Source organism: Streptomyces sp. NPDC017529 (genome assembly GCF_044329785.1).
Lineage (GTDB): Bacteria > Actinomycetota > Actinomycetes > Streptomycetales > Streptomycetaceae > Streptomyces.
This window is the reverse complement of record NZ_JBIRJY010000006.1, coordinates 356,499-383,450: the sequence shown is the minus strand read 5'-3', so window position 1 is coordinate 383,450 and position 26,952 is coordinate 356,499. Positions and strand designations below refer to the sequence as shown.

The window sequence follows — 26,952 nt, the reverse complement described above, 5'->3', positions numbered from 1 at the left end:
CGCTCAGGACAGCTTCATCCGCGGTTCGCCGCGCTCGTTGAGGCCGGGGCCGCCGCCGGTGCAGGTGCGCCGGCTCTTCGGGGCGCGCGTGCCGTCCACCGACACGTACGCCTGCCGCAGGCAGTTCCGCAGCGCCAACTGACCCCAGTAATTGGGGTGCAGCGCCTCCTGCACCTGGAACGGCGGCAGCACCGCGGTGACCGTACGCACCCAGCTGACCCACTCGGTCCGGTCGGCCGCCCCCGGCGCCGTCCACCTGCTCACCGTGCCGCGCACCGGGTCGACCAGCCCGACCCCGCGCTCGCACAGGCGGTGCCCGTCCAGGCTGTGCGAGAGGTCCAGGAAGCTGACGTTGTCCAGCCCGCTGCTGTTGATGCCCTCCTCCACCGCCCGGCCGACGGCCGGCAGCACGGTGTCCACCGCCCAGTCGGCGTCCCGGTCGTTGAACGCGCAGCCGCCCAGGGTCTGGCGCGCGCCCAGCGGCGCGGGGTAGCGGAAGTCGCGTCCGTGCGGGATGGGGGCCGGGTAGTTCTGCACGACCACGTCGTACTCGTCGGTGTCGTAGCCCGCCCGCAGCATCGCCTGCCGGACGTTGCGCAGGCCGCCCGCGATGTCGGCCGCGCGCGCCTGGACCGCCTGCGGCGTGAACCGGGCGAGGTTCTTCGCGTCCTGGCTGCACGCCCTCGGCAGCGGGCTCAGATACGCCAGGACACAGGACTGGACCACGTCACCGAAGCGGAAGTCGTTGCCGCCGATCGACACGGCGACCAACCGCACCGGGTGGTCGCGGGCGTACTCCTCCAGCTGCTTGGCCTGCCCCGGCACGCCCGCCGCGTCGGAGAAGTCCAGGCCCGGCTTGGCGACGCCCTTCGAGGACCGGAAGGAGTCGGTACGGGCGCCGGAGCAGGCCAGGTTCTCGCTCTCGGTGCCGGGCAGCCCGAGGTGGATCTCGGCGGAGCGCGAGCGGTGGCACTGCGCGATCCGCTCGGCGGTACGGGCCGCGTTGTCGTAGTACGCGGTCGGGCCGAGCGCGTCGATGCGCGGGTGGTTGGCCGGGTTGGCGTCGGAGTTGCCGGCCCAGCGGCCGGCCTCGCCCGAGATGTAGGAGTCGCCGAGGGAAACGACTGCGGCCGGCCCCGGCCCCGGCGCCCGCGTCTGCCGCGGCGGGCCGGCGGTGGCCGGTGCCGCGGCCAGCAGCCCGGTCACCGCCGCGACCGTGGCGGCGGCCGCCGCCACCCGGGTCAGGCGCCGTGGGCGCGGGCATGACGACGCGAACGGATGACGCATGGGGGTCCTCCCGGAGACGCGGCCGAGTACTCGGCGTGATCATCTCCGGTCGGCAGGTCACCGTGGGGTGCGACACCCGGCGCGCGTGGGTGAACCGCCGCGGACCCCGGCGGGCGGCGGTCTCAGACGACCGCGCCGCCGCCCGGCAGCTCCTCGTCGTCCTCGTCGTCGTGCTTCATCCGGGCCACGAGCGTGGCGAAGCCGCCCAGGAAGCCGCCGATGCCGAGCAGTGTGATCCACCAGGTGACGGGCTGCTGCAACAGCACCATCAGGACCAGCAGCAGCGGCCCGCCGAGCACCGCGAGCCAGGCGAACTTGGCCGTCACGTCGGCGCTGGGCAGCGGCGGCGGCTCGGGCGGCACGAAGTGCCCCTCGTCCGTCTCGTCGAAGTCGTCGTCGGACGCCTCGGACGTCTTCCAGTCCCGCGGCCCGGGGCCCACGCCGGGCGCGAAGACCACGAAGCTGCCCACGGGGCCCTCGCCGGGCCCGCCCGGAGCGCCGGGGGAGGGCTCGCCGCGCGGCCGCTCCTCGACCGTCAGGCCGCCGTTGTCCTCCGTACGGCCCGGCTCCGCCTTCTCCGGTGGCTTGCCTTCGGGTCGCTCCCCGTCGTCGGCACGGCTCTCGCCCGGCTTCGCGGCCGCGTTGGCGACCGGCCCGTCCTCGTCGGGGAAGTCGGGCTCTTTGCCGTACCCGGCGACGATCTCGGCCCAGGCGGCTTCCTCGTCCAGCGGATCGCGGGGATCGCGGGGGCTACGCTCCACCACTGGGGGCCGCCTCCTCACTCTCCGTGCCCGTGCGCACGCTCGGTGCCAGACGGGCGATGAAGTCGTAGGTCTCCTGGCAGATCCGCTCGGCGTCGTGGTCGAGCGTCGCGACGTGGTAGCTGCGCTCCAGCAGCGTGTGCCGTACGTCCGTCGAGGACACCCGGCTCAGGATGCGCTCCGAGTCGGCCGGCGGCACGACGTGGTCCCGGGGGCTGGTCATGACCAGCAGCGGCTGGGTCACCCGGGGGAGTTCGGCGTCGACGAGCCGGAAGAAGCGGCGCAGCGAGTGCGCGGCGTGCAGCGGCACCCGGTCGTAGCCGATCTCGTCGGACCCCGGCTTGGCGACGTCGTTCGCCACCCCCTTGGTCGTCCGTACGAGGTGGCGCAGTACGGGCAGCAGCGGCGCGGCGGCGTCGTGCACCTTGTTGCCCGGGTTGACCAGGGCCAGGCCGCTGATGGCGGCGCCGTGCCGCTCGGCCAGCCGCAGCGCCAGCGCGCCGCCCATCGACAGGCCGCACACGAACACCTGCTCGCACCGCTCGGTCAGCTCCCGCAGCTCGCGGTCCACCTCGGCGTACCAGTCCTGCCAGGTGGTCAGCTGCATGTCCTGCCAGCGGGTGCCGTGGCCCGGCAGCAGCGGCAGCGAGACCGTCAGGCCGCGGTCGGCCAGATACTCGGCCCAGGGGCGTACGGACTGGGGGGAGCCGGTGAAGCCGTGGCAGACGAGGACACCGGTGGGACCACCGTCGCGGCGGAACGGCTCGGCTCCGGGAAGCAGCGGCACCGGGGGACTCCGATCGATGAGGGGCCGGGCGGGAACGGGTTGCGCGGGTTACCCGAAGCGTACGCGGAGCGGCGCCGGGCGGATAGGTCCGAAGGCCCCGGGGGCCTTCGGACAGGGCCGCCGAGGAGAGGGGGGCGCCGGGGCAGGTTAAGGTCTTTGCGTCACACACAGGAGGCAGTGGGTTGATCTACGGCGCAATGAAGTTTTCCATCGGCGGATCGCTGAAGCTGGCTTTCCGTCCCTGGGTGGAGGGCTTGGAGAACATCCCCGCCACGGGTCCCGCGATCCTGGCGAGCAACCACCTGTCCTTCTCGGACTCCTTCTTCCTGCCCGCCGTGCTCGACCGCAAGGTCACCTTCATCGCCAAGGCCGAGTACTTCACCTCCCCGGGCGTCAAGGGCAAGCTGACCGCCGCCTTCTTCAAGGGGGTGGGCCAGCTGCCCGTGGACCGCTCGGGAGCGCGCGGCGCCGGCGAGGCGGCGATCAAGAGCGGCATCGAGGTGCTGGAGCGCGGCGAGCTGTTCGGCATCTACCCGGAGGGCACCCGCTCGCCGGACGGCCGGCTCTACCGCGGCAAGCCGGGCGGCCTGGCCCGGGTGGCGCTGGCCACCGGCGCCCCGGTCATCCCCGTCGCGATGATCGACACGGAGAAGGTGCAGCCGCCCGGCAAGGTCATGCCCAAGATGATCCGGCCCGGCATCCGGATCGGGAAGCCGCTGGACTTCAGCCGGTACCACGGCATGGAGGGCGACCGCTTCATCCTGCGTTCGGTGACCGACGAGGTCATGTACGAGATCATGAAGCTGTCGGGCCAGGAGTACGTCGACATCTACGCGACCGCCGCCAAGCGGCAGATCGCGGAGGCGGCCAAGAAGAAGGCCGAGGCGGAGAAGGCGGCCAAGGCCGGCAAGGCGCAGGCCGCGCAGACGGCGGAGCAGCAGGGCCGGACCGGAACCGGGGCGTAGTCGCGCCCCGGCGCAGGGGTGGGGGCGAAATGGCAGAGGCAGAGATACGGCCGGCGGCCGGCGAGGCGGCGGGCAAGGGCAGGGGACGGCCGCCGCGCGTGGTCCGGATGTCCGTGGAACTCCCGCTGTGGCGGGCGCTGACCGGCTACCGCGTCCTGACCCTCTGCTACGTCCTGGTCCTGTTCGCGGTCTCCTACGACCAGTACCAGCACCCCCTGGGCGCCGCCGCCTACATGACGGCGCTGACCGTGTGGATGGCCTTCACCTGGCGCCGTACGACCTCCGCCGAGCGCTGCACCCGTGCCTTCCTCATCGGCGACCTGTCCTTCGCGCTCGGCGGCATCCTGCTCACCCTCGCGGTGGACAGCCACGAGCGGATCATGGGCGGCGGGCCCACTCTGCCGTCCATCTGGACGGCGGGCGCGGTGCTCGGCTTCGCGATCAAGGGCGGCTGGCGCTGGGCCGCGGTGGCCTCCGCGCTGGTCGCCGTCGTCAACCTGGTCGAACGCCAGGAGTTCGCCCGCGACACCATCCACAACGTCGTCCTGGTGTGGGTGGCCAGCGTCGCGATCGGCTACGTGGTGGAGGTGGCCCGCGCCAGTGAGCGCACCCTCGCCCGCGCCCTCCAGATCGAGGCCGCCACCCGCGAGCGGGAGCGGCTGGCCCGGGACATCCACGACAGCGTGCTCCAGGTCCTGGCGATGGTGCAGCGGCGCGGCGCCGCGATCGGCGGCGAGGCGGCCGAGCTGGGCCGGATGGCGGGCGAGCAGGAGGTCGCGCTGCGCACCCTGGTCTCCAGCGGGCTGGTGCCGCCGCGTACCGGTGCGCCGGACGACGCCCGTACCCCGGACGAGGTGCTGTCCGCGCCGGTGCCGTGCGCCGACGGCGCGGACGGCCCCGACGCCGGGCCCTGCGACGTACGGGCCCTGCTGGCACCGCACGCCGGCGCGCGCGTCACGTTCTCCGAGCCGGGCGCGCCCGTGGAGCTCCCGGCGGCCGCCGCAGCGGAGCTGGCCGCCGCTGTCAGTGCCGCGCTGGACAATGTCAAGGTCCACGCGGGTGCCGGGGCGCAGGCGTGGATCCTGGTGGAGGACGAGCCGGACGAGGTGATCGTGACGGTGCGGGACGACGGTCCCGGCATCCCCGAAGGGCGCCTCGCGGACGCCGAGCGCGAGGGCCGGCTCGGGGTCGCCCTGTCGATCCGCGGCCGGCTGCGGGACCTGGGCGGCAGCGCCGACTGGGTCTCGGTCCCCGGCCAGGGCACCGAAGTGGAGTTGAAGGTCCCCAAGGGCGGTGCGCCCAGGGGCACGGGACGGGGGAGGAGTACGGCGTGAGCGAGCCGCAGGGCGTGAAGGTGATGGTGGTCGACGACCACCCGATGTGGCGGGACGCGGTCGCCCGCGACCTGGCCGAGGCCGGGTTCGAGGTGGTGGCGACGGCCGGGGACGGGCCGCAGGCGGTGCGCCGCGCGCAGGCCGCCGCCCCCGACGTGCTGGTGCTGGACCTGAACCTGCCGGGCCTGCCCGGCGTGGAGGTCTGCCGGGAGCTGGTCGGCGCCAACCCGGCGCTGCGGGTGCTGGTGCTCTCCGCCAGCGGTGAGCACGCCGACGTGCTGGAGGCCGTCAAGTCCGGCGCCACGGGCTATCTGCTGAAGTCGGCCAGTACCGAAGAGCTGCTGGACGCGGTGCGCAGCACGGCGGCCGGCGACCCGGTGTTCACCCCGGGCCTGGCCGGGCTGGTGCTGGGCGAGTACCGCAGGCTGGCGACCGAGCCGGCGCCGGCCACCGAGGACGAGCCCGGCGCGCCGCAGCTGACCGACCGGGAGACCGAGGTGCTGCGCCTGGTCGCCAAGGGGCTGTCGTACAAGCAGATTGCCGAGCGGCTGGTCATCTCGCACCGCACGGTGCAGAACCACGTACAGAACACCCTCGGCAAGCTCCAGCTGCACAACCGCGTCGAGCTGGTGCGCTACGCGATAGAGCGCGGCCTGGACGAGGTCTGAGGCCCGCCCGGCGTGTCACCGGCCGGGCCCGCGCCATGCGCTCGTACGGGTGAACGTATCCGCGTCAAGTCCCCGGCATTTCCCGGGAATTCGTCCTCCGCCCCATCCCGGGGTGACCTGCATCACCATTAGCGTGACCGGCGTCGGCAGAGTACGGCCGCGCGCGGCCACCGGCGGATGCGCGGCCACGGACGGGATGAAGGTGAAGCAGCGATGCGGGTCGGAGTACTGACCGGCGGCGGCGACTGCCCCGGTCTCAACGCGGTCATCCGGGGCGTGGTGCGCAAGGGTGTCCAGGAGTACGGCTACGACTTCGTCGGCTTCCGGGACGGCTGGCGCGGGCCGCTGGAGGGCGACACGGTGCCGCTCGACATCCCGGCCGTGCGCGGCATCCTGCCCCGCGGCGGCACGATCCTCGGCTCCTCGCGCACCAACCCCCTCAAGCAGGAGGACGGGATCCGCCGGATCAAGGACACCCTCGCCAAGCAGGAGGTCGAGGCGCTCATCGCGATCGGCGGCGAGGACACTCTCGGGGTCGCGGCGCGGCTGTCCGGCGAGTACGGCGTCAACTGCGTCGGGGTGCCCAAGACGATCGACAACGACCTCTCGGCGACCGACTACACCTTCGGCTTCGACACCGCCGTCGGTGTCGCCACCGAGGCCATCGACCGGCTGCACACCACGGCCGAGTCCCATATGCGGGTCCTGGTCGTCGAGGTCATGGGGCGGCACGCGGGCTGGATCGCGCTCCACTCGGGCCTGGCGGGCGGCGCCAACGTCATCCTCATCCCCGAGCAGCGCTTCGACGTCGACCAGGTCTGCTCCTGGATCGAGTCCCGATTCAAGGTCCGCTACGCGCCGATCGTGGTGGTCGCCGAGGGCGCCATGCCCAAGGACGGCGAGCTGGTCCTCAAGCACGGGGGCAAGGACTCCTTCGGGCACGTGCGGCTGACCGGCGTGGGCGAGTGGCTGGCCAAGGAGATCGAGGACCGTACGGGCAAGGAGGCCCGTACGACGGTGCTCGGCCACACCCAGCGCGGCGGCACGCCCAGCGCCTTCGACCGCTGGCTGGCCACCCGCTTCGGCCTGCACGCGATCGACGCGGTGCGCGACGGGGACTACGGGAAGATGGTCGCCCTGCGCGGCACGGACATCGTCCGGGTGCCGCTGGCGGAGGCGACCGCGAAGCTCAAGACCGTGGACCCGCGGCTGTACGCGGAGGCCGGGGTCTTCTTCGGCTGAAGCGGGGGCGTCGCCGCACCCGTCACCGGTACGGCGGCGCCACGCTCCGCGCCGTATATTCGGCTATGTCGCTGCATATGCCCTGAAGCGGGCATCGGTGACCGGACCGAGCGACCCGGAACGGCCGAGGAGCGGGAGAAAACGTGGAGATCATCGCATTCGGCGTGCAGGCGGACGAGCGGCCGCTGCTGACGAAGGCCTTCGCCGGGCGCCACCAGGTCCGCTGCCTCGACGTCTTCCTCAACCGCGACACCGCCCCCATCGCCGCGGGCTACGAGGTCGTCAGTGTCAGCGTCAACGCCGACCTGAGCGCCGAGGTGCTCCAGGAGCTGGCGGCGGGCGGCACCAAGATGATCGCCCAGCGCGCCACCGGCTACAACAACATCGACCTGGAGGCCGCGGAGGATCTCGGCGTGACCGTCGGGCGGGTCTCCTACTACTCGCCGTACTCCGTCGCGGAGTTCGCCTGGGCGCTGGCCGTGGCAGTCAACCGCCGCCTCGTGCGGGCCGCCAACCGCACCCGTAACTTCGACTTCAGGCTGGACGGCCTGATGGGGCGCGACCTGCGCGGCCGTACCGTGGGCGTGCTCGGCACCGGCAAGATCGGCGAGGCGTTCACCCGCATCGCCCACGGCTTCGGCATGAACCTGCTCGGCTGGGACCTCGCCGAGAACCCCCGGTGCGCCGAGCTGGGCATGAAGTACGTCGGCCAGGACCGGCTGTTCGCCGAGTCCGACCTGATCAGCCTGCACGTGCCCCTGACGGAAGCCACCCGGCACCTGATCGACGCCGCCGCGCTGGCCGCCATGAAGGACGACGCGATCCTGGTCAACTCCAGCCGCGGCGGCCTGGTCGACACCGCGGCGCTCGTGGAGACCCTCAAGGCCGGCCGGCTCTCCGGCGTCGGCCTGGACGTCTACGAGGAGGAGGCCGGGCTCTTCTTCTTCGACAAGTCCCTCGAAGTCATCCACGACGACACCCTCGCCCGCCTGATGACCTTCGGGAACGTGCTGGTCACCTCGCACCAGGCGTACTTCACCGAGGACGCGGTCGGCCAGATCATCGACGCCACCGTGCGCAACGTCGAGGACTACCTGGCCGGCCGCGCCAACGAGAACACCCTCGTCACACCAGCACGGCGGCCAGCAGCCGAGCGGTGATCGCCGCGCCGTCCAGGGTCAGCACCGACTCGGGGTGGAACTGCACGCCCGCGAAGCCGGGGCCGCGCAGCGCGTGCACCTCGCCGGTCTCCGCGTCCCGGCTCAGCTCGACCCGGTGCATGGCCAGTTCGGCCTCCGCCGCCTCGTCGCAGCGGGCCGTGAACGTGTTGTAGAAACCGACGGTCTCGTCGCGGCCGAAGAAGTCGACGCGCTCCTGCGCGCCCTGGAGCGGCACCTCCTTGCGCACGACCTCCAGGCCCAGTTCGGCGGCGATCAGCTCGTGGCCGAGGCAGACACCGAGCAGGCCGTGCCGGTGGTCGCGCACCAGTTCCGCGGTCAGCGCGCGCAGCAGGCGCATCTTCGGGTCGGCGGCGTCCGACGGGTCGCCGGGGCCGGGGCCGAGCACGACCGGGCCCTGGTGGGCGGCCGCGGCCTCGCGCAGTCCCGGCTCGTCGAAGCGCCGCACCGTGACCGTCAGGCCCGAGGTGCGCAGCAGGTGCGCCAGCATCGCGGTGAAGGTGTCCTCGGCGTCGATCACCAGGGCGTGCCCGGACAGCGCGGCGGTCGGCGCGGTGCTCTGCATCCGCAGCCAGAAGGGGGCGAGGTCGGCGCGGCGGGCGTCGAGCGCTGCGCGCACCCGCGGGTCGTCGGCCAGCCGCGGCGCCCGTACGGCCCCGCCGGCCCGGTCCGGCGCGGGGCGCACGCCGAGCGCGGTCAGCACCCCCGCGGCCTTGGCGTGCGTCTCGGCGACCTCGGCCCGGGGGTCGGAGGCCCGCACGAGCGTGGCGCCGACCGGGACGCGCAGGCCGCCGCCGGCGTCGATGTCCGCCGTACGGATCAGGATCGGCGAGTCCAGGGTCTGCGCACCGCCCGCGTCCCGCCCGAGCAGGGCCAGCGCCCCGGCGTAATAGCCCCGGCCGCCCACCTCGTGGCGCTCGATCACCCGGCAGGCGTTCTGCACGGGGGAGCCGGTGACGGTCGCCGCGAACATGGTCTCCTTCAGGACCTCCCGCACGTCCAGCGAGGAGCGCCCGCGCAGCTCGTACTCCGTGTGCGCGAGGTGCGCCATCTCCTTGAGCCGTGGCCCGACCACCACACCGCCCTTGTCGCCGACGGTGCACATCATCTTCAGCTCCTCGTCCACGACCATGGACAGCTCCTCCGCCTCCTTGCGGTCGCCCAGGAACGCCAGCAGGCCGTCCGCGGTCGGCCCGCCCGCCGGGTAGCGGTAGGTGCCGCTGATCGGGTTCATCACGACCGTCCCGCCGGACATCCGTACATGTACCTCCGGACTGGCGCCGACCAGCGTCCGCACCCCCGGCCGGTGCACGGCGTACGTCCAGTACGCGCCCCGCTCACCGGCCAGCAGCCGCCGGAACAGCGCGAGCGCGTCGGCCGCCCCGAAGCCGGGGATCTCACCCTGGAAGGTGCGCCGGATGACGAAGTTGGCGCCCTCGCCGGTCCCGATCTCGTCCCGCAGGACGCGCTCGACGATCCCGGCGTACGCGTCGTCGGAGACGTCGAACGTGCCGTCCGCCACCCGCACCTCGTGGGCGGGGAGTTCCGCCAGCACCTCGTCCAGCGGCAGTTCGTACGTCTCGTCCGGGTGCAGCACCGCCAGCGGCGTGCCGTCGTCGCGGACGTCGAACCCGCGCTCGCGGATCTGCCGGAACGGGACCAGCGCCAGCGCGTCGGTGGTGGCCGCGCCGCCCTGCGGCACGCCCTCGCCGAGCGCGATGTCCGCCAGCCGCGGCACCTCGGTCACCTCGCCGACCAGCACCTCGACGGTGTCGGCCGCGGGGCGGCCGGGCGTACGGCGGCGGAGCAGGGCGAACGGCGGGCAGCCGGGTGACAGCAGGCGGCGCAGGACGTCGGTGGTGGAGCGAGGCATGTCGGCGGTTCCTTCCGTAGGGGAGGAACGGCCCGCACAAACGCGGAAGGCCGCCCCTCGGGCGGCCTTCGCGATGTCAGTGGTACGCGCGATCAGTGGGCCGCCGGATGAGCGGTCCACCACCAGTTCATGTTCATCGCCGGTTGCGCGTACATGCCCGTCACCCTACCCGACGCGCTCCGGCAGTTCGGCGAGAAAGGCGGTCAGCGCTGCGTCGAAGGCGCGCGGCTGCTCCAGGTTGGGCAGGTGGGCGGCGTCCTCGATGACGGCGAGCCGCGCGTCCGGGACGCGGGCGTGCAGGAACTCGGCGTCGGCGACCGGCGTGTACGTGTCGTCGCGGCCGACGGCCACCAGGGCCGGTACGGCGAGGCCGGCCAACGTGCCGGTGTAGTCGGGGCGTTCGGCGCGGCCCCGGAGCGCGGCCGCGGCTCCTTCGGGCGGGGTGCCGAGCATCATGCGGCGTACGTGCTCCGCCACCGCGGGCCGGGTGGCGATGGTGCGCGGCGCGACCATCTTGTCCAGTACCTCTTCCGCGTAGCCGCGCATCCCTTCGCGCAGCAGCCGGTCGGCCGTGGCGTTGCGCTGCCGGCGGCCGTCGGCGGTCTCGGCGCGGGCGAAGGTGCCGGCGAGGACGAGGGCGCGCAGCCGCTCCGGGAAGCGGCGGGCGCACTCCATGACGATCTGGCCGCCCATCGACAGGCCGCCGAGGACGATCCGCCCGGTCACTCCCAGGTGGTCCAGCAGCGCGGCGAGGTCGGCCGCGAAGGTCTCCAGGCGGGTGGTGCCCGGTACGACCTGGGAGGCGCCGTAGCCGCGCAGGTCCGGTGCGACGACGCGGTGGCCGGCGGTGGCGAGCGCGGCGGTCTGCGGGGCCCACATGGTGTGGTCGAAGGGGTGCCCGTGGACGAGGAGGATCGTTTCTCCTCCGGCGCCGCCGGTGTCCTCGTACGCCATGGTGATGCCGTTCACGGCAGCTTTGCGCAGCACAACTCGCCCCTGTCGGTTGGGTATTGCCTACCGGCCCGTTGACGGTCCGATGCTATGGGGGGCATCATCTCGGTGCAATAAAATCATTGCACTCGGTGCAATAGGGGCGACAGTCGGTGACCGGGCCGGGAGGGTTCATGGAGGACTACCAGCGCCTCGCGGACGCCGTCGCGGCCGACATCGCCTCGGGGCGGCTGCGGCCCGGCGACCGCCTCGCCACCCAGCGCGCCTTCGCCCGTACACACGGCATCGCCAACTCCACCGCGACCCGCGTCTACCGCGAACTGGCCCGCCGCGGCCTGACCGTCGGCGAGGTCGGCCGAGGAACCTACGTACGCGCCGCGCAACAGGCCCCGGGGCCCGCCCTGGCCGAGCCCGCCGACCCGGCCCGCCGCACCCGCGTCAACCTCGAACTCAACTACCCCGAGGTCCCCGGGCAGGCCGCCCTCCTCACCCGGGGCCTGGCGCGCCTGCTGCGCCCCGACGTGCTGAGCGCGACGATGGCGGTGGCCCCCGCCACCGGCACCGGGCCCGCGCGCGACGCCTGCGCCGCCCTCCTGGCCCGCGCGGACTTCCGACCCGACCCGGCCGGCCTGCTCTTCGCGGGCAACGGCCGGCAGGCCATCGCCGGCGCGCTCGCCGCGCTGGTGCCGCCCGGCGGCCGCCTGGGCGTCGAAGCGCTCACCTACCCCCTGGTCAAGCCGGTCGCCGCCCGCCTCGGCGTCACCCTCGTCCCGCTGGCCGCCGACGCGTACGGCCTGTGCCCCGACGCCCTGCGCGCCGCCCACCGCAGCGCCCCGCTGCGCGCCGTCTACGTCCAGCCGACGCTGCACAACCCCCTCGGCGTGACCATGCCGGCCGAACGCCGCGACGCACTCGCCGGGACGCTGCGCGCACTCGACCTGTGGGCCGTCGAGGACACCGTCTGGTCCTTCCTCCTCGGCGACGCCCGGCGGGCCGCGCTCCCGCCGCTGGCCGCGCTCGCCCCCGAGCGCACACTCCTCGTCGACAGCCTCTCCAAGCGCCTGTCGCCCGGCCTGACCATCGGCCTGGTCCTGGCGCCGCCCGGGCACCGCGACCGGGTCGCCGCCGCGCTGCGCTCCGGCGGCTGGACGGCCGGCGCCTTCGCCCTCGACGCCGCGGCCGGCTGGCTGCTCGACGGCACGGCGGCGGCCATCGCCGAGGCCAAGCGCCGGGACGCCGCCGCGCGCCAGGAGCTGCTCCGCGCGCACCTGGACGGCTTCCGCGTACAGGCCGACCCGGCGTCCTACTTCGCCTGGTGGGAGCTGCCCGCGCCGTGGCGCGCCGAGACCTTCCTCGCGGCCGCCGCCCGGCACGGCATCGCCGTCACCCCCGGCGCCGCCTTCGCCGTCGGCCAGGAGGGCGCGCACGGCGCCGCCCCCGCCCCGCACGCGATCCGCGTCGCCCTCGCGGGCGCCGCCGTGGACGAGCTGCCGCGCGCACTGGACACGCTGGCCGCCATCGCCCGCGGCGCACCCGAGGACTCCCAGCCGGACTGACCCGGGTCCAGGGGGCGCCGCGATGGGAGCTTCGTCTCACATCCCGGTCGGCGAGATGGGCCCCTCCCGGGACCCCGTAAAGTTGGCGGCGTGACCGTGAACGCTGAAATCCACGCCGGTGGCAACACCTGGCGAGACCTGCCCGCGGCGCAGCAGCCTGAGTGGCCGGACCAAGAGGCTCTGCGCGATGTGATCGCCGAGCTAGAGTCCTATCCGCCGCTCGTCTTCGCCGGCGAGTGCGACCAGCTGCGCGAGCGCCTGGGAGCGGTGGCCCGTGGCGAGGCGTTCCTGCTCCAGGGCGGCGACTGCGCGGAGGCGTTCGACGCCGTCTCGGCCGAGCACATCCGCAACAAGCTCAAGACGCTGCTCCAGATGGGCGCGGTCCTGACGTACGCGGGCTCCGTGCCGGTCGTCAAGGTCGGCCGGATCGCCGGCCAGTACAGCAAGCCGCGCTCCAAGCCGACCGAGACCCGCGACGGCGTGACGCTGCCGACCTACCGCGGCGACTCCGTCAACGGCTTCGAGTTCACCGAGGCGGCCCGCATCCCGGACCCGCAGCGCCTGAAGCGGATGTACCACGCCTCCGCCGCGACGCTGAACCTCGTACGGGCCTTCACCACCGGCGGCTACGCCGACCTGCGCCAGGTGCACGCCTGGAACCAGGACTTCGTGAAGTCCTCGCCCTCCGGGCAGCGCTACGAGGCGCTGGCGCGCGAGATCGACCGCGCGCTGAACTTCATGAACGCCTGCGGGGTGGACCCGGAGGAGTTCAAGACGGTGGAGTTCTACGCCTCCCACGAGGCGCTGGTGCTCGACTACGAGTCGGCGCTGACCCGCACCGACTCCCGTACCGGCGACCTCTACGACGTCTCGGGCCACATGGTCTGGATCGGCGAGCGCACCCGCCAACTGGACGGCGCGCACATCGAGTTCGCCTCCCGCATCCGCAACCCGATCGGCGTCAAGCTGGGCCCGACGACGACCGCCGAGGACGCGCTCACGCTCATCGAGCGCCTGGACCCGGAGCGCGAGCCGGGCCGGCTGACCTTCATCACCCGCATGGGCGCGGACAAGATCCGCGACAAGCTGCCCGAGCTGGTCGAGAAGGTCACCGCCTCCGGCGCGCAGGTCGCCTGGATCTGCGACCCGATGCACGGCAACACCTTCGAGGCCGCCTCGGGCCACAAGACCCGGCGCTTCGACGACGTGCTGGACGAGGTCAAGGGCTTCTTCGAGGTCCACAAGGGCCTCGGCACGCACCCGGGCGGCATCCACGTCGAGCTGACCGGCGACGACGTCACCGAGTGCGTGGGCGGCGGCGACGAGATCTTCGTCGACGACCTGCACCAGCGCTACGAGACCGCCTGCGACCCGCGGCTCAACCGCAGCCAGTCGCTCGACCTGGCGTTCCTGGTGGCGGAGATGTACCGCGACCAGTAGGCCGGCGGGCCCGTGGGGCCGCGCGTGACACGCCGATGGGGCACGGATCACAGGATCCGTGCCCCATCGGCGTTGTGACCGGACTTTGGTCCCGGGTAAGGTAAGGGTAACCTCACCATGGAACAGGTCGACGGAGGTGACCCGCGTGTACGTCTGCTCGTGCTTCGGCATCACGGAGCAGCAGGTCCGCGACCACGCGGAATCCGGCGCCTGCACCCCGCGCCAGATAGCCTCCGCCTGCAAGGCCGGCACCGACTGCGGCGGCTGCGTACGCCGTATCCAGGCGCTGCTGGGCCGGGGCGCCTGCCCCCGGCGCGAACTGATCGAGCAGGGCGCCCCGGAGCCGCTGGGCACCGACGTGCCCGACGCCCTCCCCGAAGCGGCCTGAGGGAAAACGGTTCGCCCGACCGGCCGGCTCAGCTGTCCGGCTGCTCGACCAGCTGGGCGATGTACAGCGCCTCGCCGAGCTTCTCCACCAGGTCCAGCTGGGTGTCGAGGTAGTCGATGTGGTGTTCCTCGTCGGCCAGGATGCTCTCGAAGATGTTGGCCGAGGTGATGTCGCCCTTGGTGCGCATCAGCTCGATACCCCGCTTGAGGCGGTCGATCGCCTCCACTTCGACCTGCCGGTCCGCCTGGAACATCTCGGTGACGGTCTGCCCCACCCGGACGTGGAAGAGCCGCTGGTAGTTGGGCAGCCCGTCCAGGAAGAGGATGCGGTCCGTAAGGATCTCCGCATGCTTCATCTCGTCGAACGACTCGTGCCGGGTGTACTTGGCCAGCTTGGTCCAGCCGAAGTTCTCCTGCATTTTCGCGTGCAGGAAGTACTGGTTGATGGCGGTCAGCTCGGCAGTCAGCTGCTCGTTGAGGAATTCGATGACCTCGGGGTCGCCCTGCATGGCAGCGGGCTCCTTCCACGCGAGTACTGGCAGGTGCCGCGCATCCTTGCACCGTCGCGAGCAGGGCGTCCAGTAAGTGCACGCTTAGTACGAGTTGCCCGAATCCCTGCCGCCCTGGTCACCGGCACCCCCGAGGGTCTGACACCATGGAGACCATGGGTCAGCCCGAAAGCCGCGAAGCGGAACATCCTCAGCTGCCTCCGGGGCAGCGGCTGCAACGGGGATGGCCGGTCACGCATTACGGCCCGGTGCCGAAGTTCCGGCCCGAGCGCTGGGAATTCCGGGCTTTCGGCGCCACGGCGGACGGTGGCAAACACTGCTGGACGCACGACGAATTCGCGGCGCTGCCCTATACGACCGTGGTGGCCGACATGCACTGCGTCACGAAGTTCAGCATGCTCGGCGCCGAATGGGGCGGCGTGTCGACCCGTACGGTCCTCGATCTCGCGCCGCCCGCGCCGGACGTCACCCATGTGATGGTGTGGGCCGAATACGGATTCAGCTCCAATCTGAAGCTGGCCGATTTCGCCTCGGAGAAATGCCTGTTCGCCACCCACCGCTCCGGCGAGCCGCTCACCGCCGAGCACGGCTTCCCGGTCCGGCTGATCGTCCCGCACCTGTACGCCTGGAAGGGCCCCAAGTGGGTGCGCGGCATCGAGTACATGACGGCGGACCGCCGCGGCTTCTGGGAGGAGCGCGGCTACCACAACCTCGGTGACCCGTGGCGCGAACAGCGCTACTCCTACCAGGAGGAACCGGGCGACGGCCCGGAGCCGTAGCGGACGGCCGCCGCGCGACGGCCGTACTCGCTCAGACCGGGTGCCGCAGCTCCTTCAGGCGCGCCACGTCCGCCGCGTGCCCCTCCTTGCCGCCCGGCGTCTCGATCACCAGCGGCACGCCCCGCGTGGCCGGGTGCCGGAACAGCTCGCCGAACGGGTCGGCGCCGATGTGCCCGGCGCCGATGTTCTCGTGGCGGTCCTTGTGCGCGCCGACGACGTCCTTGGAGTCGTTGGCATGGATCAGTTTCAGCCGGTCCTCGCCCGCGACCTCGATCAGCTCGTCCAGCAGCGCCTTCATCCCGCCGGGCGCCGCCATGTCGTGCCCGGCCGCGAAGGCGTGGCAGGTGTCCAGGCAGATGCCCAGCTTCGGGTGCCGGTCCAGCGCGTCGAAGTACGGTCCCAGGTCCTCGGCCAGCGCGCACAGCGAGGCCCCCTGGCCCGCCGTCGGCTCCAGCAGCAGCCACGGGTCGTCGTCGTGCGTCAGCTCCTCCAGCAGCGGCCGCATCCGCTCGCGCACCTGTGCCAGCGCGTCCTCGCGGGGCCGCCCGCCGGTCGCCGAACCGGTGTGCACGACCACGCCCAGCGCGCCGATCGCCCGGCCGCGCAGCAGCGAGTGGCGCAGCGACACCACGGACTTCTCGACCGTCTCCTGGTTGTGCGAGCCGAAGTTGATCAGGTAGGGCGCGTGCACGTACGCCGGTACCGCTTCCCGCTCGCACGCCTCCCGGAACGCCTCGTCCTGCTGCGGGGTGCCGGGCGGCGTCGCCCAGCCGCGCGGGTTGGCGACGAAGACCTGCACGGCCTCCCCGCCGATGTCACGGGCGTACGGGATACCGACCTTGGCCAGGCCGCCGGCCACCGGCACGTGGCCGCCGACCGGGTTGCGCTCACGGGCGCGCTGCTGGGACTGGGAGATGCTCACCCGTCAAGGGTGCCAGGTGGCCGCCGCCCGCCCGGCACCGCGGGCGGGCGGCCTTGCTCACAGCGCGCTCTTCAGCCGAATCGTGATCTTGCTGCCCTTGGGGGCCTGCTCGCCGCCCGCGACCGACTGGCTGTCGACCGTGTCCTTCGGGAACAGGAACGGCTTCTTGACCTCGACCTCGAAGCCCGCGCCGGTCAGCGCCTGCTTCGCCTCGTCGGTGCTCTTGCCCGTCACGTCCGGCACGGTCACCATCTCGGGCCCCTCGGACAGCGTGAGCGTGACGGTCTCGCCCTTGCCCAGTTTGCCGCCCTGCCCCGGCGACTGCCGGGCGACCTTGCCCTTGTCGTGCGGCGAGTGCGCCGTCCGGTCGTCGATCCTCACCTCGAAGCCGGCGCCGCGCAGCGTGGCCTCGGCGTCCGCCCGGTCCCGGCCCGTCACGTCCGGCACGTCGGCCGCCGCGCCGCGGCTGACGGTGAGCGCGACCGCGGTGTCCGGGCGGCGCTTGCTGCCCGCCGCCGGGTCGCTGGCGATCACCGAGCCCTTGGCGACCTCGTCGGAGAACTCCTTGCGCACCGTGCCGACCGTCAGCCCCAGGTCGCGCAGCTTGCGCTTGGCGTCCGCCACCGGCGTCCCGGCCAGATCGGGCACCTGGACGATCTCGGGGCCCTTGGAGAGCGTGAGGGTGACCGTTCCCGTACCGCGGATGCGCTTGCCGGTCTCCGGATCCGTGGCCATGACGTGCCCGCGCTCCACGTTCGGGCTGTAGGCGTGCTCGACCCTCACGTCCAGGCCCTCGGCGCGCAGCGTCTGCTCCGCCTTGGCCTGCGTCATGTCCAGCACCGCGGGGACCGTGGTGAACTGCCCGGAGTTGATGTACCAGACACCCGCGCCCACCAGCAGGACGAGCAGCACGGCGGCGATCACCGAGGCCGTCTTGCGGCGCGTCCGCAGCAGACCGGCCACCGCGCCGGACCGCGGCGCAGCGGCCGCAGGCCGCAGCCGGGTGGTCTGCTCGGCCGCCGGCACCGGCGCCGGCGGGACGGGAGGCGTCTCCAGCCTGCTGGTGCGGTTCAGCGGCTCCTCCAGCGGGAGCGGCGGCTGCACGGCGGCGACCCGCGGCAGCACGCTCGTACGGTCCTCGGAACCCGCCCCGGAGCCGTCCTCCGGTGCCTCGATCGCCTGCGGGGGCACCGCGTCCAACTGCGCGTCGGACAGCTCGGCGCGGGCCGTGCGGGCCTGCGCGAGCAGCGTCACCGCGTCCTGCGGGCGCAGCTCGGGGCGGCGTGCGGTCGCCGCGGCGACCAGGTCGTCAAGCTGCGGCGCCAGCTCCGGCGCGTACGCGGACGGGGCCGGCACGTCCTCGTGCAGGTGCTGGTAGAGGACCTGGGCCGCGTTGCTGCCGGTGTGCGGCTTGCCGCCGGTCAGCATCTCGAACAGCACCACACCGCAGGCGTAGACGTCGGCGGGCGGCCCGGCCGTGCCGTCCTCGATCTGCTCGGGCGCCAGGTAGGAGACGGTTCCCAGGAGCGTGCCGGTGGAGGCGGTGGTGTGCGTGCCCACGGTCCGTACGAGGCCGAAGTCGGCGACCTTGACCCGGCCGTCGTCGCCGATCAGCACGTTCTCCGGCTTCATGTCCCGGTGCACCAGCCCGGCCCGGTGCGCGGCGCCCAGCGCGGCCAGGATGGGCTCCAGGATGTCCAGCGCGGCCCGCGGCTGGAGGGCGCCCCGCTCCCGCAGCACGTCACGCAGCGTGCAGCCGGCGACGTACTCCATCGCCAGGTAGACGTACGTGCCGTCGGTGCCCTGGTCGAAGACGCCCACCACGTTGGGGTGGTCGAGCCGGGCGACGGACTTGGCCTCGCGGATGAAGCGGTCGACGAACGCCGCGTCCGCCGCCAGCGCCGGGTGCATCACCTTCAGGGCGAGCACCCGGTCCAGCCGGGTGTCCACGGCCCGGTAGACCGTGGCCATGCCGCCGGCGGCGATGCGCGCCTGCACCTGGTAGCGGCCGTCGAGCAGCTGCCCGACCAGGGGGTCCTGAAGGGTCGTATCCACGGCAGACGAGTCTACGAGCCGTCGGGCGGGGCTCCGACGCCCCGCCCGGCGCCCGGGCCGTACTGAAGCCGAACGGTGACAGGCCCTATGGCCGGGCGTGGGCGGGTCGCGCCGGATGCCCCTTTTCGGCCGGTCCGGGCGGCGCCCCCGGGGCGGCGCCGCCGCGGCGCGTCAGAAAGCGGGCCGCTCCGGGTCCAGCGCGGCCATGCCCTCCGTGGGCGAGGAGGCCTCCGCGTAGTGGCGGCGCGGCATCCGCCCCGCGCGGAACGCCAGCCGGCCGCCCTCGACGGCATGCCGCATCGCCTCCGCCATCAGCACGGGCTCCTGCGCACGGGTCACCGCGGAGGCCAGCATCACCCCCGCACAGCCCAGCTCCATGGCCAGGGCCACGTCGGAGGCGGTGCCCGCGCCCGCGTCCAGGATCACCGGCACCCGGGCCCGCTCGGTGATCAGCTGGAAGTTGTGCGGGTTGCGGATGCCCAGCCCGGACCCGATCGGGGAGCCCAGCGGCAGGATCGCGGCGCAGCCCACGTCCTCCAGCTTGCGGGCCAGCACCGGGTCGTCGCTGGTGTAGGGCAGCACGGTGAAGCCGTCGTCCACCAGCGTCTCGGCGGCGTCCAGCAGCTCGACCGGGTCCGGCAGCAGGGTGCGCTCGTCGGCGACCACCTCCACCTTGATCCAGTCGGTGCCGAGCGCCTCACGGGCCAGCCGGGCGGTGAGGACGGCCTCGCCGGCGGTGAAGCAGCCCGCGGTGTTCGGCAGCACCCGGATGCCGTGCCGTTCCAGTACGGACAGCACCGAGCCCTGCACGGTCGGGTCCAGGCGGCGCATGGCGACCGTCGTCAGCTCCGTACCGGAGGCGAGCAGCGCCCGCTCCAGTACGTCGAGACTGGTCGCCCCGCCGGTGCCCATGATCAGCCGGGAGTCGAAGGTGGTGTCGGCGATGGTGAGCAGATCGTCGGCCATGACGGGGAATCAGCCTCCCTGGACTGCGGTGAGGACCTCGACGCGGTCGCCGTCGCCGAGCGGGGTGGCGGGCCACTGGCCACGCGGTACCACGGCTTCGTTGACGGCCGCTGCCACGCCGCCGGGCGCCGTGGTGAGGCCGGCGACGAGCCGGTCGAGGGTGAGCCCTCCGGGGAACTCGCGGGGCTCACCGTTCACGGAGACGGTGATGGGTGTGGTGACGGTCATGCGGGCTGCTCCTGGGAGGCGGGGGCGGGCACGGGGCGGGGCGCGGCGCCGGGCGGCGCCGCGGAGGCGTGCGCGGGCGGCTCCGGCGCGAAACGGTCGGGGGCGAACGGCCGGGCCTCCTCCGGCAGCCGGCCGCCGGTCAGCACCGCCGCCATCGCGTCGCCCGTGACGGGCGTCAGGAGCACGCCGTTGCGGTAGTGGCCGGTCGCCACCAGCAGGCCCGGCAGCGCGGTCGGGCCGAGCAGCGGCGCGTTGTCGGGCGAGCCGGGGCGCAGTCCGGCGCGGGTCTCGACCAGCGGCAGTTCGGTGATGCCGGGCACCAGCTCGTGTGCGTCCCGCAGCAGCTCGTACACCCCGCCGGCGGTGACCGTGGTGTCCCAGCCCAGCTCCTCGCTGGTGGCGCCGAGCACCAGTTCGCCGTTCTCGCGCGGTACGAGATAGACCGGGCCGCCGCGCACCACGGCCCGTACCGTGCGGGACAGGAACGGTACGCCGCCGGGCAGTACCTCCGGCATGCGCAGCCGCAGCACCTGGCCCTTGACCGGGCGCACCGGCGGCAGCACGCCGCCCGGGACGCCCGCCAGCCGACCGCTGCTGCTGCCCGCGGCGAGCACCACCTGCCCGGCCGTGACGCGGCTGCCGTCGGCCAGTACGGCACCGGTGGCGCGGCCCCGCTCGACGGTCAGCCGCTCGGCGGTGGTGCGGTGGAAGGCGACCCCGGCCCGCTCGCAGGCGGCGAGCAGCGCCGCCGCCAGCCGGCGCGGGTCGACCTGGTGGTCCCCGTCCACGCGCAGGCCGCCGCGCACGCCCGGCGCGAGCATCGGCTCCAGGCGCCGGCACTCGCGCCCGGTCAGCCACTCGGAGTCCAGGCCGCTGCGGAGCTGGAGGGCGTGCAGGTCGCGCAGGTAGGCGCGGTCGTCGGCGTCCAGTGCGACGGCCAGGGTGCCGCACGGGCGGTAGCCGATGTCCCGGCCGCTGGCCTCGGCCAGCTCGGCGGCGAAGTCCGGGTAGCGGCGGGCGGAGGCGAGGTTGAGGCCGAGCAGCGTCTGCTCGCCGTAGTGCAGTTCGGTGACGGCGGCCAGCATCCCGGCCGCGACCCGGGCGGCGCCGCCGCCGGGCGCGGGGTCGGCGACGGCGGTGCGCAGCCCGCGCTGGGCCGCCCGCCAGGCGGTGACCAGCCCGATGACGCCGCCGCCGACGACGAGTACGTCCGGGTGCCCGCCGGAGCCGGGTGACACGTGTGGCGCGGGCGGCCCGGCCCTGCCCGTATGGGGTGCGGCGGCCCGTGCCGCGGTCCGTGCAGATGGATGCATGGGTGTCCAGCCCCTCCCTTCGCCGGCATGACCCGGATCAGGTTCGTACGGTCGGAGGCCGCAGCAGCCTCCCTCTCAGCCCGGTGCGTCCGGGCTCCCGCGAGTGCGTTCACCGGCCACACTAGTACGGGTCCCGGGCGCGCCGTAAGGGAGCACCGGGCCCGCGCTCCGGGCCGTGGCCGGTTCTCGCGGGTGCCGGTGGGTGACGGACCGTGACGTTGTGTCAGAGATCTCGTCGCGCGGTGCTGCGGCCCGCGAGACACGCCGTCCTAGAGTTGGCCGGGTGAGCGAGCAGACCCAGCCTCCCCAGGACCCGGACCGCACGCGCCAGGAGGACGACACCCTCCAGCGCGCCGCCGAGCGCGCCCGGCGGGTCGTCGTCGTGGGCGCCGGAATGGCCGGCGTGCAGACCGCCGTCGCCCTGCGCGAACAGGGCTGGCGCGGGGTGATCACCCTGGTCGGCGACGAGCCCCACGCGCCGTACGACCGCCCGCCGCTGTCCAAGGCCGTACTGCTCGGCAAGGCCGACGGGTCCGCCTTCGACGTGGACTTCGCGGCGCTCGGCATCGACCTGCTGCTCGGCCGGCGCGCCACCGGGCTCGCCGCCGCCTCGCAGGTGGTCGAGACCGACGCCGGACCGCTCCCGTACGACCACCTGGTGATCGCCACCGGCGCCGAACCGGTCACCCTGCCCGGCGGCGCCGGCCTGCCGGACGTCCACGTGCTGCGCACCCTCGACGACGCCGAGCGGCTGCGGCCCGTACTGGCCGGGCAGCGCGAGATCGTGGTGGTCGGCGCGGGCTGGATCGGCGCCGAGTTCGCCACCGCGGCGCGCGAGGCGGGCTGCGGGGTGACCGTCGTCGAGGCCGCCGACCGGCCGCTGGCCGGGGCGCTGCCCGCCGAGGTCGCCGCCCCCATGGCGGCCTGGTACGAGGACTGCGGCGCCCGGCTGCGCACCGGCGCCAGGGTCGCCGCCGTCACGGACGGCGCGGTGGCGCTCTCCGACGGCACGACGCTGGCCGCCGACGCGGTCGTCGTCGGCATCGGCGCCAGGCCCGCGACCTCCTGGCTGGCCGGCTCCGGCGTCGAGCTGTCACCCGAGGACCGCTCCGTGCTGGCCGACGAGCGGCTGCGCACCTCGGTCCCCGGCGTGTACGCCGTCGGCGACTGCGCCTCCTTCCCGTCCGCCCGCTACGGCAGCCGGCTGCTGATCCACCACTGGGACAACGCCCTCCAGGGGCCGCGCACGGTCGCCGCCACCATCGCCCGCGGCGAGGCGGAGGGCCCGCTCTACGACCCGGTCCCGTACTTCTGGTCCGAGCAGTTCGGCCGCTTCGTGCAGTACGCGGGGCACCACGCCGGCGCCGACGAGACGGTCTGGCGCGGCGATCCGGCGAGCGCGGCCTGGTCGGTGATCTGGCTGCGCGAGGGCGTGCTCGTCGCCCTGCTCGCGGTGGGCAGGCCGCGCGACCTCGCCCAGGGTCGCAAGCTCATCGAGCGGGGCGCGGCACTGGACCGGCACAAGGCGGCGGACGCCTCGGTGCCGCTGAAGTCGGCGGTGCTCTGAGCGGCCCGCGCGGCGCACCTTTGGCGATGCCCCGCTACCGGCTGTCAGTGCGAGGTGGCAGGCTTGTCCTGTGACCGAGATTGACGCAAAGATCGATGGACTCGTACCCGCCTGGCTCACCCTCCCCGACATCGCCGAGATGATCGGCGTGGAGGTGACGCGTGTGCGGCAGCTGGTGAAGGAGGGCCAGCTGATCGCGGTGCGCCGCGGCGAGAACCGGGCCCTGCACGTGCCGGCCGACTTCATCAAGGACGGCAAGGTCGTCAAGGGCCTCGTCGGGACGCTCACGCTCCTGCGGGACGACGGCTTCGCCGACGAGGAGATGCTGGAGTGGCTCTTCACCGCCGACGAAACCCTGCCCGGCACCCCCGCCCAGGCCCTGCGTGAGAATCGCGGTACGGAGGTGAAGCGCCGGGCCCAGGCGCTCGCCGTCTAGTAGCGCCTGTACGGCTGCGGGGGCTCCTTCGGGCGCGTCCGCTGCCGTTCGCCGTCGCGATCGCACCCGCGGCCGCGACCGTCTTCGCACCACTAGGGCGTACGGGCCGGAAGGTCCGGCCCGTACGCCGCCTACCTGGGGGGACCCGCCGATGACCACCGCACGCCACGCCCTGTCCGACGCCCGGCTCTACCTGTGCACGGACGCCCGCAAGCGCCAGGGCGACCTCGCGCAGTTCCTGGACGCGGTGCTCGCGTCGGGCGTGGACGTCGTGCAGCTGCGCGACAAGGGCATGGAAGCGGGGGAGGAGCTGGCCCACCTGGAGGTCTTCGCGGACGCCTGCCGCCGGCACGGCAAGCTGCTGGCGGTCAACGACCGCGCCGACGTCGCCCACGCCATCGGCTCCGACGTGCTGCACCTGGGCCAGGGCGACCTGCCCGTGCCCGCCGCCCGCGCGATCCTCGGCCCGGACGTGCTGATCGGCCGGTCCACCCACGCCGAGTCCGAGGTGGATGCCGCGCTGGCCGAGCCCGGCGTGGACTACTTCTGCACGGGCCCGTGCTGGCCGACCCCGACCAAGCCCGGGCGCCACGCCCCCGGCCTCGACCTGGTGCGTTACGCGGCCGCGCAGCAGCCCGAGCGCCCGTGGTTCGCGATCGGCGGCATCGACGCGGGCAACCTGGACCAGGTGCTGGAAGCGGGTGCCCGGCGGGTCGTCGTCGTACGGGCGATCACCGAGGCCGAGGACCCGGGGGCCGCGACCGCCGACCTGGCCAAGCGGGTGCGTGCGCACGGAGCGTGACCGGGCACGCGCGTGAAGCTGCTGGAGACCGCCATCTTCCGCAGGCGGCTGTCACCATCGCTCACAAGAGGCTCCCGAGGTCAGGCCGGGCCGTGGCCGGCGGGGGCGTCGTAAACCAGGCTGTACCGCCAGAACAGGCGCCGTCGGATCCGGGCACCGGGCAGCGCCTGCGCGGCGGCAGCCCGAATCTCGCCCAGAGTCTCCCGCGGAGCGGCGGTGGGCGCCGTCATGTGCAAGGGCGGCGCATCAGCGCGGGCCGGATGCTTGACCAGCCCCATCACCGGATTCAGGAGCAGGGCCGGCAGGGAGGCGAGCAGGTCGGCGCGCCCGGCCTCCCGGTAGCAGCCGACGACCACGAGACGCCCGCCCGGGGCGAGGCAGCCGCGCAGTTCCCGCAGGGTGGGCAGCAGCGGCAGGTGATGCAGGACGGCGACCACGGTGACGGCGTCGAAGCGCCGCTGCGGGTCGCGCCCGGCGAAGCCGGCTTCGACGATGGTGACCGCGGGGTCGTCGGCGAAGCGCCGTGCCGCGGCGCGGGCCGTCCCGGGGTCGGGTTCGAGCCCGGTGACGGTGACCGCCCGACGGCGCAGAAGGGCGGCGAGGTTCCCCGTGCCGCACCCGACGTCGAGGACGTGGCGGGCGCCGGACGCGGCCACTCGGCCGGCGGTCCAGGGGCCGTAGTGGTCGTTGTGGCTCCACGGGTGCCGCTGGTTGAAACGGTTGAGGTGGGAGAGTAAGGCCATGGGGCCACGGTAGACAGCAGCGGGCCGCCGACCGAGTAACGGGATCGCTGGTCGAGCGGGTGCCCGGCGCCCGCTGGACACCAGATGGCCGGCGGGTGTCCGAGGCGTGGACCGGAACGCGGCTATCCGGGCATTTCGCCGGGACTGGTTGGTGAGCGCCGGACCGCTGGTTAACCTGCACGTATGGCCCTAGGCACAGCTTCCACCAGGACTGATCGCGCACGGACCGTGCGCGACCTGCTCGCTTCCGGCAAGCAGTCGTATTCGTTCGAGTTCGCCGCCCCGAAGACGGAGAAGGGCGAACGGACGTTGTGGAACGCCATTCGCCGGATCGAGGCCGTCGCACCGACCTTCGTCTCCGTGACGTACGGCGCGGGCGGCACCTCCCGCGAGGGCACGGTGCGCGCGACCGAGCGGATCGCCACCGACACCACCCTCACCCCGGTCGCGCACCTGACGGCCGTGAACCACTCGACGGCCGACCTGCGCAACATCATCGGCCAGTACGCCGACGCCGGCATCCGCAACATGCTCGCGCTGCGCGGCGACCCGCCGGGGGACCCGATGGGCGAATGGGTCCGGCACCCGGAAGGTGTGCTGTACGCCGCCGAACTGGTCCGGCTCATCAAGGAGTCGGGCGACTTCTGCGTCGGCGTCGCGGCCTTCCCCGAGATGCACCCGCGCTCGACCGACTGGGACACCGACGTACGGCACTTCGTCGACAAGTGCCGCGCCGGCGCGGACTTCGCCATCACGCAGATGTTCTTCTACGCCGAGGACTACCTGCGGCTGCGCGACCGGGTCGCGGCGGCCGGTTGCGAGACGCCCGTCATTCCGGAGATCATGCCGGTCACCAACGTCCGCCAGATCGAGCGGTTCGCGCAGCTGAGCAACGCGGCCTTCCCGCCCGAGCTGGCCGAACGCATCCTCGCCGTCCAGGACGATCCGGCCGCTGTACGCTCCATTGGCATCGAGTATGCGACGGAGCTGTGTGCGCGCTTGATGGCCGAGGGAAGTCCCGGGTTGCACTTCATTACCCTGAACCACTCCACGGCGACGCTGGAAATCTACGAGAATCTGGGTCTGCACCAGCAGTCCTGACCACGGCGGCCACACCCACGGCTGCCGTGGAGCGGGCGGAAGAGGGGCGTAAATGGGCTGGGTGGTCCTCTACATCGCATTCGGCTGTGTGGCGCTCTGGCTCCTCGGTGAAGTGCTGCTCCAGTACAAGGCCCGGTTGCGGTGGCGGCTGCTGGCCTTCACCGGCTTCCTCGGCGTGGTCGTCGGCGTCGTCATCCCGTCGGTCGTCGTGATAGCGGTGGGCGCCGTCGCCTTCGCCGTCGGGCAGACCTACGTCACGCTCTCCTTCCGCAGCGGCTTCTCCGACGGCTGGGCCCTGCGCGGCAAGCGCCCCGGCAAGCGCCCCGAGAAGGGGCGGCGCCGGGCCCGGGGCGGCAGGGCCGCGGACGCCGGACCGACGCTCCAGGTCTCGGACCTCGAAGCGGTCCCGGCCATGGAGGGCGCGGGCGCAGGGGGAGCGGACGCCGGGGGAGCGGACGGCTTCCCCGCACCCACCGGGGCGGCCGCGTACGACGGCACGGACCCCTTCGCCGCGCACGACGGCTTCCCGAGCAGGCCCGGGGCCCAGGACGGCTACGCGGGCGCCGACTCCACCGAGGTCTACGCCCCGCAGCCGCTGCCCGACGAGACCGGCCAGTACGGCATATACAGCCCCGACGCGCGCACGCAGCAGCCCGGCTACGCCGCGAACGACGGGTACGGGCAGGACGCGTACGGCTACGACGGCGCTTACGGCGGCGCCCAGGGCGGCCAGGACCCGTACGCCGACCACTACGGCGGTTACGGCGCCGACCAGGGCCAACAGGCGCCCTACTCCGATCCGTACATCGGCACGCAGCAGTACGCCGCGCCCTACGACCCGTACGAGCAGCACGACGCCTTCGGCGGCCCGGCGGCCTACCCCGGGCAGTACCCCGGCGGGCAGGACACCGGGCAGGGGCAGGCGCCGTACGGCGAGACGCCGCCCGGCGGGGTGTGGGTACCCCAGCAGCGCGACAACGAGCCCGCTCCGGACCAACTGCCGTACCCGCCCTACCAGGCGCCGCACGACCCGCATGACCCGCAGAACCCCCAGCAGGGCTTCGACGGGCAGCAGTACCGGTACTGAGCGGCCGGTACCGGT

26 protein-coding genes and 1 riboswitch are annotated in these 26,952 nt (G+C 73.5%); of the genes, 14 read left to right on the top strand and 12 right to left on the bottom strand.

The genetic code is table 11. The features are described 5' to 3' along the window. Positions 1-3: 3 nt before the first annotated feature. The 3 genes from ACH4K4_RS18650 to ACH4K4_RS18640 form a co-directional block, all read right to left on the bottom strand. Positions 4-1,287: a hypothetical protein gene (locus ACH4K4_RS18650; protein WP_398168454.1), complete on the bottom strand. Its 1,284-nt coding sequence runs from the start codon at positions 1,285-1,287 to the stop codon at positions 4-6. Between the two features lie 122 nt (positions 1,288-1,409). Then, on the bottom strand, positions 1,410-2,051 hold the full coding sequence (locus tag ACH4K4_RS18645; RefSeq protein WP_398168453.1) for a hypothetical protein: 642 nt from the start codon (positions 2,049-2,051) through the stop codon (positions 1,410-1,412). Next, positions 2,038-2,835 carry an alpha/beta hydrolase gene (locus ACH4K4_RS18640; protein ID WP_398168451.1) on the bottom strand — a complete coding sequence of 266 codons (798 nt, stop codon included), beginning with the start codon at positions 2,833-2,835 and terminating at the stop codon, positions 2,038-2,040. Before ACH4K4_RS18640 ends, ACH4K4_RS18645 begins: the two co-directional genes overlap by 14 nt. Before the next feature lie 197 nt (positions 2,836-3,032). Here ACH4K4_RS18640 and ACH4K4_RS18635 point away from each other — a divergent pair, with 197 nt between their 5' ends. From ACH4K4_RS18635 to ACH4K4_RS18615, 5 genes are all read left to right on the top strand, one after another. Beyond that, complete coding sequence (locus ACH4K4_RS18635) at positions 3,033-3,800, top strand: lysophospholipid acyltransferase family protein (RefSeq protein WP_398168450.1); 768 nt, start codon at positions 3,033-3,035, stop codon at positions 3,798-3,800. A gap of 29 nt (positions 3,801-3,829) precedes the next feature. Continuing rightward, positions 3,830-5,134 carry a MacS family sensor histidine kinase gene (macS, locus tag ACH4K4_RS18630; RefSeq protein ID WP_398168448.1) on the top strand — a complete coding sequence of 435 codons (1,305 nt, stop codon included), beginning with the start codon at positions 3,830-3,832 and terminating at the stop codon, positions 5,132-5,134. A 23-nt stretch (positions 5,135-5,157) separates the two neighbouring features. Continuing rightward, positions 5,158-5,802: a response regulator gene (locus ACH4K4_RS18625; RefSeq protein ID WP_398024416.1), complete on the top strand. Its 645-nt coding sequence runs from the start codon at positions 5,158-5,160 to the stop codon at positions 5,800-5,802. 213 nt (positions 5,803-6,015) lie between these two features. Continuing rightward, complete coding sequence (locus ACH4K4_RS18620) at positions 6,016-7,044, top strand: 6-phosphofructokinase (protein WP_398168447.1); 1,029 nt, start codon at positions 6,016-6,018, stop codon at positions 7,042-7,044. Between the two features lie 143 nt (positions 7,045-7,187). Further along, positions 7,188-8,204 carry a 2-hydroxyacid dehydrogenase gene (locus tag ACH4K4_RS18615; RefSeq protein WP_398168446.1) on the top strand — a complete coding sequence of 339 codons (1,017 nt, stop codon included), beginning with the start codon at positions 7,188-7,190 and terminating at the stop codon, positions 8,202-8,204. Here ACH4K4_RS18615 and ACH4K4_RS18610 read toward each other — a convergent pair. Both ACH4K4_RS18610 and ACH4K4_RS18605 read right to left on the bottom strand, forming a co-directional pair. Continuing rightward, positions 8,170-10,095: an anthranilate synthase family protein gene (locus ACH4K4_RS18610; protein WP_398168444.1), complete on the bottom strand. Its 1,926-nt coding sequence runs from the start codon at positions 10,093-10,095 to the stop codon at positions 8,170-8,172. The genes ACH4K4_RS18615 and ACH4K4_RS18610 overlap by 35 nt on opposite strands. A 165-nt stretch (positions 10,096-10,260) precedes the next feature. After that, entirely contained in the window at positions 10,261-11,049 is a 789-nt protein-coding gene (locus tag ACH4K4_RS18605) for an alpha/beta fold hydrolase (protein WP_398168705.1), read from the bottom strand. A gap of 170 nt (positions 11,050-11,219) precedes the next feature. Between ACH4K4_RS18605 and ACH4K4_RS18600 the strand changes: the two genes are divergently transcribed. The 3 genes from ACH4K4_RS18600 to ACH4K4_RS18590 all read left to right on the top strand — a co-directional run bounded on the left by ACH4K4_RS18600 (position 11,220) and on the right by ACH4K4_RS18590 (position 14,430). Then, entirely contained in the window at positions 11,220-12,602 is a 1,383-nt protein-coding gene (locus tag ACH4K4_RS18600) for a PLP-dependent aminotransferase family protein (protein WP_398168442.1), read from the top strand. A gap of 90 nt (positions 12,603-12,692) precedes the next feature. Beyond that, positions 12,693-14,042 carry a class II 3-deoxy-7-phosphoheptulonate synthase gene (locus tag ACH4K4_RS18595; protein WP_398168440.1) on the top strand — a complete coding sequence of 450 codons (1,350 nt, stop codon included), beginning with the start codon at positions 12,693-12,695 and terminating at the stop codon, positions 14,040-14,042. A 145-nt stretch (positions 14,043-14,187) separates the two neighbouring features. Beyond that, positions 14,188-14,430 (top strand): (2Fe-2S)-binding protein, encoded by a 243-nt coding sequence (locus ACH4K4_RS18590; RefSeq protein WP_360137650.1) that lies wholly within the window; start codon positions 14,188-14,190, stop codon positions 14,428-14,430. A 28-nt stretch (positions 14,431-14,458) separates the two neighbouring features. Here ACH4K4_RS18590 and bfr read toward each other — a convergent pair whose 3' ends face one another. Next, on the bottom strand, positions 14,459-14,938 hold the full coding sequence (gene bfr / locus ACH4K4_RS18585) for a bacterioferritin (RefSeq protein ID WP_360137602.1): 480 nt from the start codon (positions 14,936-14,938) through the stop codon (positions 14,459-14,461). Positions 14,939-15,084: 146 nt separating this feature from the next. On the opposite strand from bfr, the gene ACH4K4_RS18580 reads away from it, so the two are divergent. After that, positions 15,085-15,717 (top strand): sulfite oxidase-like oxidoreductase, encoded by a 633-nt coding sequence (locus ACH4K4_RS18580; protein ID WP_398168439.1) that lies wholly within the window; start codon positions 15,085-15,087, stop codon positions 15,715-15,717. A gap of 31 nt (positions 15,718-15,748) precedes the next feature. Here the strand turns inward: ACH4K4_RS18580 and ACH4K4_RS18575 are convergent, their stop codons facing one another. The 5 genes from ACH4K4_RS18575 to thiO form a co-directional block, all read right to left on the bottom strand. After that, positions 15,749-16,633 (bottom strand): deoxyribonuclease IV, encoded by an 885-nt coding sequence (locus ACH4K4_RS18575; protein WP_398168704.1) that lies wholly within the window; start codon positions 16,631-16,633, stop codon positions 15,749-15,751. A gap of 63 nt (positions 16,634-16,696) precedes the next feature. Then, positions 16,697-18,694, bottom strand: a complete 1,998-nt coding sequence (gene pknB, locus ACH4K4_RS18570) for a Stk1 family PASTA domain-containing Ser/Thr kinase (protein WP_398168437.1) — start codon at positions 18,692-18,694, stop codon at positions 16,697-16,699. Between the two features lie 171 nt (positions 18,695-18,865). Beyond that, positions 18,866-19,660 (bottom strand): thiazole synthase, encoded by a 795-nt coding sequence (locus tag ACH4K4_RS18565; RefSeq protein ID WP_398168435.1) that lies wholly within the window; start codon positions 19,658-19,660, stop codon positions 18,866-18,868. 9 nt (positions 19,661-19,669) lie between these two features. Continuing rightward, positions 19,670-19,888 carry a sulfur carrier protein ThiS gene (gene thiS, locus ACH4K4_RS18560; protein WP_360137614.1) on the bottom strand — a complete coding sequence of 73 codons (219 nt, stop codon included), beginning with the start codon at positions 19,886-19,888 and terminating at the stop codon, positions 19,670-19,672. Continuing rightward, on the bottom strand, positions 19,885-21,201 hold the full coding sequence (gene thiO / locus ACH4K4_RS18555) for a glycine oxidase ThiO (protein WP_398168434.1): 1,317 nt from the start codon (positions 21,199-21,201) through the stop codon (positions 19,885-19,887). The genes thiS and thiO overlap by 4 nt, the downstream gene beginning before the upstream one ends. Further along, a riboswitch (TPP riboswitch) is annotated at positions 21,199-21,312 on the bottom strand. Its footprint overlaps the gene before it by 3 nt. A gap of 172 nt (positions 21,313-21,484) precedes the next feature. Here thiO and ACH4K4_RS18550 point away from each other — a divergent pair. From ACH4K4_RS18550 to thiE, 3 genes are all read left to right on the top strand, one after another. Beyond that, the gene (locus tag ACH4K4_RS18550; RefSeq protein ID WP_398168432.1) at positions 21,485-22,768 is read left to right on the top strand and encodes an NAD(P)/FAD-dependent oxidoreductase; all 1,284 of its coding nucleotides are present in this window, start codon (positions 21,485-21,487) and stop codon (positions 22,766-22,768) included. Between the two features lie 70 nt (positions 22,769-22,838). After that, positions 22,839-23,204, top strand: coding sequence for an Rv2175c family DNA-binding protein (locus ACH4K4_RS18545; protein ID WP_030020891.1), 366 nt, complete (start codon positions 22,839-22,841; stop codon positions 23,202-23,204). A 151-nt stretch (positions 23,205-23,355) separates the two neighbouring features. Beyond that, on the top strand, positions 23,356-24,006 hold the full coding sequence (gene thiE, locus ACH4K4_RS18540; RefSeq protein ID WP_398168430.1) for a thiamine phosphate synthase: 651 nt from the start codon (positions 23,356-23,358) through the stop codon (positions 24,004-24,006). An 80-nt stretch (positions 24,007-24,086) separates the two neighbouring features. On the opposite strand, the gene ACH4K4_RS18535 is transcribed toward thiE, so the two are convergent. Further along, on the bottom strand, positions 24,087-24,749 hold the full coding sequence (locus ACH4K4_RS18535) for a class I SAM-dependent methyltransferase (protein ID WP_398168429.1): 663 nt from the start codon (positions 24,747-24,749) through the stop codon (positions 24,087-24,089). Between the two features lie 183 nt (positions 24,750-24,932). Between ACH4K4_RS18535 and metF the strand changes: the two genes are divergently transcribed. Both metF and ACH4K4_RS18525 read left to right on the top strand, forming a co-directional pair. Further along, positions 24,933-25,850, top strand: a complete 918-nt coding sequence (gene metF, locus ACH4K4_RS18530) for a methylenetetrahydrofolate reductase [NAD(P)H] (protein WP_398168428.1) — start codon at positions 24,933-24,935, stop codon at positions 25,848-25,850. Positions 25,851-25,902: 52 nt separating this feature from the next. Further along, the gene (locus ACH4K4_RS18525; RefSeq protein ID WP_398168427.1) at positions 25,903-26,937 is read left to right on the top strand and encodes a hypothetical protein; all 1,035 of its coding nucleotides are present in this window, start codon (positions 25,903-25,905) and stop codon (positions 26,935-26,937) included. Positions 26,938-26,952: the final 15 nt, after the last annotated feature.

Excerpts from the sequence above, each read along its gene's own strand:
- ACH4K4_RS18650 (WP_398168454.1), bottom strand. The coding sequence starts at position 1,287 with ATGCGTCATCCGTTCGCGTCGTCATGCCCGCGCCCACGGCGCCTGACC.
- metF (WP_398168428.1), top strand. The coding sequence starts at position 24,933 with ATGGCCCTAGGCACAGCTTCCACCAGGACTGATCGCGCACGGACCGTG.
- thiE (WP_398168430.1), top strand. The coding sequence starts at position 23,356 with ATGACCACCGCACGCCACGCCCTGTCCGACGCCCGGCTCTACCTGTGC.
- ACH4K4_RS18565 (WP_398168435.1), bottom strand. The coding sequence starts at position 19,660 with ATGGCCGACGATCTGCTCACCATCGCCGACACCACCTTCGACTCCCGG.
- ACH4K4_RS18605 (WP_398168705.1), bottom strand. The coding sequence starts at position 11,049 with ATGGCGTACGAGGACACCGGCGGCGCCGGAGGAGAAACGATCCTCCTC.
- macS (WP_398168448.1), top strand. The coding sequence starts at position 3,830 with ATGGCAGAGGCAGAGATACGGCCGGCGGCCGGCGAGGCGGCGGGCAAG.
- ACH4K4_RS18525 (WP_398168427.1), top strand. The coding sequence starts at position 25,903 with ATGGGCTGGGTGGTCCTCTACATCGCATTCGGCTGTGTGGCGCTCTGG.
- ACH4K4_RS18635 (WP_398168450.1), top strand. The coding sequence starts at position 3,033 with ATGAAGTTTTCCATCGGCGGATCGCTGAAGCTGGCTTTCCGTCCCTGG.
- thiS (WP_360137614.1), bottom strand. The coding sequence starts at position 19,888 with ATGACCGTCACCACACCCATCACCGTCTCCGTGAACGGTGAGCCCCGC.
- bfr (WP_360137602.1), bottom strand. The coding sequence starts at position 14,938 with ATGCAGGGCGACCCCGAGGTCATCGAATTCCTCAACGAGCAGCTGACT.
- thiO (WP_398168434.1), bottom strand. The coding sequence starts at position 21,201 with ATGCATCCATCTGCACGGACCGCGGCACGGGCCGCCGCACCCCATACG.
- ACH4K4_RS18580 (WP_398168439.1), top strand. The coding sequence starts at position 15,085 with ATGGAGACCATGGGTCAGCCCGAAAGCCGCGAAGCGGAACATCCTCAG.
- ACH4K4_RS18625 (WP_398024416.1), top strand. The coding sequence starts at position 5,158 with ATGGTGGTCGACGACCACCCGATGTGGCGGGACGCGGTCGCCCGCGAC.
- ACH4K4_RS18620 (WP_398168447.1), top strand. The coding sequence starts at position 6,016 with ATGCGGGTCGGAGTACTGACCGGCGGCGGCGACTGCCCCGGTCTCAAC.
- ACH4K4_RS18610 (WP_398168444.1), bottom strand. The coding sequence starts at position 10,095 with ATGCCTCGCTCCACCACCGACGTCCTGCGCCGCCTGCTGTCACCCGGC.
- ACH4K4_RS18600 (WP_398168442.1), top strand. The coding sequence starts at position 11,220 with ATGGAGGACTACCAGCGCCTCGCGGACGCCGTCGCGGCCGACATCGCC.
- ACH4K4_RS18535 (WP_398168429.1), bottom strand. The coding sequence starts at position 24,749 with ATGGCCTTACTCTCCCACCTCAACCGTTTCAACCAGCGGCACCCGTGG.